Annotated in this window: 4 protein-coding genes; 2 read left to right on the top strand and 2 right to left on the bottom strand. The window is 68.6% G+C overall.

The features are described from left to right. Window positions 1-240 precede the first annotated feature (240 nt). Window positions 241-1,539 (bottom strand): SPOR domain-containing protein, encoded by a 1,299-nt coding sequence (locus tag MLE18_RS13505; protein WP_243439326.1) that lies wholly within the window; start codon window positions 1,537-1,539, stop codon window positions 241-243. Window positions 1,540-1,635: 96 nt separating this feature from the next. Then, the gene (locus MLE18_RS13500; protein WP_243312671.1) at window positions 1,636-2,355 is read right to left on the bottom strand and encodes a LexA family transcriptional regulator; all 720 of its coding nucleotides are present in this window, start codon (window positions 2,353-2,355) and stop codon (window positions 1,636-1,638) included. Between the two features lie 239 nt (window positions 2,356-2,594). Here MLE18_RS13500 and MLE18_RS13495 point away from each other — a divergent pair, with 239 nt between their 5' ends. Beyond that, complete coding sequence (locus MLE18_RS13495; protein ID WP_243439325.1) at window positions 2,595-3,503, top strand: M48 family metallopeptidase; 909 nt, start codon at window positions 2,595-2,597, stop codon at window positions 3,501-3,503. Window positions 3,504-3,711: 208 nt separating this feature from the next. Then, entirely contained in the window at window positions 3,712-4,428 is a 717-nt protein-coding gene (locus MLE18_RS13490; RefSeq protein WP_243439324.1) for a M48 family metallopeptidase, read from the top strand. Window positions 4,429-4,767: the final 339 nt, after the last annotated feature.

The raw sequence follows: 4,767 nt of genomic DNA, 5'->3' as shown, positions 1-4,767 counted from the left end.
CGGGGGGGGCCCCCCCCTGGGCCGACGGGGGGGTTGTCCTACAATAACGGGGGGCTGTCCGCCCGGGGGGGGGCCTCGACCGGAGCCTAGATCCACAGGAGGCCTCCGGCGGGCAAAGGGTCTTCGACCCTCTGGACTCCCGAAATCATTCCCCCCTCTGGGCTTCCGAAATCCCGCGGACCGGCCTCTCACGGCGGCAAGAGCATAATCCGCGGGGCCTGGCCCGAATGAGTGCCGCCCTCAGCGGCACTGCAAGCCCTTCTCCAGTTCCCCCGCGCTCATGGGCACGATGATGATGTCGCCCAGCTTGACCGCAAGCTCGGCCTTGGCCGCCTGGGCCTCGTCCGGGGTGGTGCGCCAGCCCGCCACCAGCTGCCACAACCGCCTGCCATCCTTCTCAAAGGACCGTACGCAGGCCTTCACTCCCTGCTCCCTGACCAGCACAGCCATCCACATGGCCCTGGCCTGCTCCGAGAAGCTCCCCGCGATCAGCACGTAGACGCGCCTGTCCGCCGCAAGGCCGGTGGTCTTGCCGGTGCGCGCCGGGTCCGGCTTGGCCGCTTCCTGCCGGACCGGCTCCTGCTTTGCGGGCTCGGGTTTGGCGGGCTCGGCCTTGGGGGCCTGCTTCTGCGTCGTGGAGGTGGCCTGTCGCGTTGCCGGTGTCGAAGGTTCGCCCTTGGCTGGCTGCTTTTGCCCCTGGCGTTCAGGTTCGGGAGTGGCCTGCGATATTCCAGGCGCCGCAGGCTCCGGCTTGGAAGATTGTTTCTGGGCCTGGCGCCCGGGGTCCGGGGCGGCCTGCGTCGGCACGGCTGGGGCAGGCTCCGCCTTGGGGGCCTGTTTTTGCCCCGCCGCAGCGGGCGCAGGCGCGGTCTGCGGTACAGCCGGATTCTCGGGTGCGGCCTTGGCGGACTGCTTCGGGACCGGCCCCGCCTCGGCGGGCCTTGCTGGCTCTGGTTTGACAGCGTCCGGTTTGGCCGCATCGGGTCTGGCTGCGTCCTTCTTGCCGCCCTTCTTGCCGTCGGCGATGCCGGCCCTCTTGTCCTTGGCCGGGGCAGGCTCGGGCGCGGGCGGAGCCTTGACCGGCTCCGGGGCCTGCACGACCTGGAAACTCGAGGAGGCCAGTTCCACGTCGTCGGAGAAAATCTTCATCTCCCAAGGCCCGGGCGCGACCTCCCAGCCGAAGGCGAACTCCCAGGCGGCCTGCACGGGCTGGCCCGGCCCGGCGGCCAGCAGCCAGACGTCCTCGCCGGGAGCCCCCTCGGGGGCTGGCCGCTTAAGCCGCACCGTGAGCACGCGGGGCTCGGTCCCTTCCAGCCTGAACTCGATGCCGAAGCGCACCCCGGGAGCCCCGGCGATCTCCGGCCCCGGCCGTCTGGAGCCGAAGTCGCCGCTGAAGAGCACCGTGGCGGCTGGCTTGGCGGCCGCTTGCCCGGCCTGTTGCGCCGCGCGGGCGCTGCCCGCCGGAAGAACGATGGTCCATACGAAGAAGAAGGCCGAGACGGCCAGGGAAGGAAGAATCCGCCGGAGAAAAGGGATCACGCCGGAATTCCGGCGGCGAGGCTCAGGCGCGACGGGACGCACGGATCTGCGCCTCCGGGGTGGGGGCGGCCGGGAAGACGCACCGGCCCACGGGCACTAGAGCACCTCCCGCGCCATCCAGATCACCCGGCCGAGCACGCGGACGTTGGCGTCCTCGGTGAGCGTGACCTCCAGAGGCGGGTAGAACTGCCGGTTGTCGCTGACCAGCACGAGCTGCCCGGGCTTCTTGTCCAGCCGCTTGACCACGATCTCCTCGTCGATGCCAACGGCGTAGATCTTCCCGGTGTAGATTTCGGTCTGGGAGAGGTCGATGAGCACCACGTCCTCGTCGCGCAGGGTGGGCTCCATGGAGTCGCCGGAGACGCGCATAAGGCGCATCTGGCTGATCTGGCCCTTGCGCTTGAGCCAGGCGTGGCGGAACGCGTAGTAGGTCTCGATGGCCTCGTCCACCACCAGGCTGCCGCCCCCCGCGGAGAGGCGGGCGCGCACCTTGGGCACGTAGGAAAACTCCTCGGAGTGGGCCCCGGAGTTCCTGCTGCCCCGGAAGTCCGGCCCGGAGTCCTGCCCGGCGATGTACATGGCCCCCATGCCCGACTCCAGCCACTGGGGGTTGAGGCCGTACTTCCGGCACAGATAGAGGTACCAGTCCGCCGGGATGTGCGAACGCTTCTTGGCGTCGGTCACGGCCTGGCGGCCGATGCCCAGCACCCGCGCCAGCTCCGACTGGGACTTGATCCCCGTGGCGGACATGATCCTGGCGAGAACGGCTTCGGCGGAAAAGCCTTTGACCGGCGGCTGGGGTATGGCTCTTTTCATGATGCTCCCGGCGGCTGAGTTTTTCGTACCCTATGGGACGATTCCACCGTCATGTCAAGCGTGTCTCACCTAGGTAAACCATCACGTACACGCTGAACCCGCTCCAGGCAAAGGATTCAGCCATATCGGGGCGTATCGGGCCTCCACACACCCCCTTCGCCGGGGAATACATCAAGAATAGCATGACACGAATTCGGCCCCTCGACATTATCCTCGGCACGCGACAACAATATCGCACAATGCGTACCACATTCCGCCCCCTCGCCCTGTTCATGGCCTGCCTGTTGATGAGCGCCTGCCAGACTACGCCCTACAGCCAGAAATCCCAGCTGAACCTGGTCAGCCGGGAGGACGAACTGGCCATGGGCAAGGGGGCCTCCCAGCGCTACCTCTCCACCGTGCGGACCTGCCGTGACCGCGACGTGGCCAAGCGGATCAAGCGCATCGGCAACGCCATCGCCCAACAGGCCGGGGTGCCCGACGCCAACTGGCAGTTCCACTGCGTGGAGAACGGGCAGTTCCAGGCCTTCTGCTTCCCCGGAGGGATCATCGTGCTCTACTCCGGCGTGGCGGACGCCTGCGAAACCGACGACCAACTGGCCGCAATCATCGGGCACGAGGCCGGGCACGCCATCGCCCGGCACACGGCCAAGCTGCTCAGCAAAAAGGCTGTGTCCGACGTCATCGCCATCAGCCTGGGTTCGGCCATGGCCGCCGGGAACGGAGCCGCCGCGCAAGGCAACGCTGACGGCCTCTCCGCCCTGGCCACGGTGGGGCTGTTGCTGCCCTCCAGCCGGGAGAACGAGTACGAGGCCGACACTTTGGGCATGATCCTCATGGCCAAGGCCGGGTACGACCCAGCCCAGGCCGTTGAGGTCTGGCGGAAACTGGTGGACAAGAACGCCGACCGGCTGGGCAAGAAATCCGAGAAGCTGAGCACCCACCCCACCGACACCAAACGCCTGGAAGCCATCCAGGCCTTCGTGGAGACCGCCCGCTCCCACGCGCCGGGCGCTCAGGCCACGGCCCCCGCGCCCGATCCCGCCTCGACCCAAACTACAGGTTCGCCAGTGGCCGCCCGCTCAGCGTCAGCCGCCCCGGCCCCCGAGCCGGCGCCTGGCTCCCCACACCCACCAGCCGCCCCTTGACCTGCGCCCAGGGTATCGTACCTATATCCTGACGCCCGCCCGCCTATGCCTTGATGCGGCGGGCAAGGATGCGACCCTGACCCGCACCGGGAGGCAGCGCATGACGCTCGGCGAAAGACATCTCCGCGCAGCCGCTGCCGCCGTCCTTTTGATGTTGGCGGCGGCCTGTTCCACCGTGCCCTATACGGGCAGAAGCCAGCTCAATTTCATGAGCCAGAGCGAGGAAACGGCCTTGGGACTGGAGGCCGCCGACAAGGTGCTGCGTACCGAGCGGCCTTCCAGGGATGCGGCGCGCATCGCCCAGGTGCGCCGGGTGGGCGGGGCCATCGCGGCCGTATCCGGCATGGCCGGGGCCAGGTGGGAGTTCTACGTCATCGAGAAGAAGGAGCCCAACGCCTTCTGCCTGCCCGGGGGCATCGTCTTCGTCAACAGCGGGCTCTTCCCCTATGTGAAGAACGACGACCAGCTGGCCGCCGTCATCGGGCACGAGGTGGCGCACGCCCTGGCCCACCACGGAGCCGAGCGCGTGAGCCAGCGCATGGCCGTGGCCCTGCCTGGCGTGGCCGTGGCCACTGTGCTGGGGTCCGAGTCGCCCGCGCTGGGGCAGGCTTTCGCCAGCGTCTACGGCATCGGGGCCAACGTGGGCTATGTGCTTCCCCACAGCCGCCAGCAGGAATCCGAGGCCGACCGCATCGGGCTGATCCTCATGGCCAAGGCCGGGTACGACCCGGACGCGGCCGTGGGCTTCTGGAACAACATGCGCGCGGCCAAGGGCTCCAAGCCGCCCGAGTTCCTCTCCACCCACCCGGCGGACGACAGCCGCATCCAGAACATCATCCGCTTCCTGCCCGAGGCCCGGAGCTACATTCCTGCCAGCGTGCCGCCACCGCCGGACGACGACCCGCCGCCGGGCGTTGACGGGTGATCCGGGGGAGGGGCCTCCGGCGGCCAGGGGGATGATCCCCCTGGACCCCGCAACAGGCGCGGCGGGGGCACTGGCGGCACAGGGGTTTTGTTTCCGGCGCGAGGCGGAATTTCGCCATGCGCCTTTCCCCCCCGATCGAGCGCCTGCGCCCCCCTGGAGCCAGCGGGCAGGACCTGAACACCCCTGGGCTGCCGCCGTCCACCGCGCACGTATCAAACCCGGAACCAGGCCACGCAGTGTGACGAGCGACAAGCTGGAGCCCAAGCCCCCGCAAGCAAACAAAAATTGCCGCGTGCGGCCCGTTCGGGCCGCACGCGGCAATTTTTCTAAATAGGATTC

Source organism: Fundidesulfovibrio soli (assembly GCF_022808695.1).
Classification (GTDB): domain Bacteria; phylum Desulfobacterota; class Desulfovibrionia; order Desulfovibrionales; family Desulfovibrionaceae; genus Fundidesulfovibrio; species Fundidesulfovibrio soli.
Note: the sequence above shows the minus strand (reverse complement) of the source record. Positions and strands in the feature narration are given on the sequence as shown.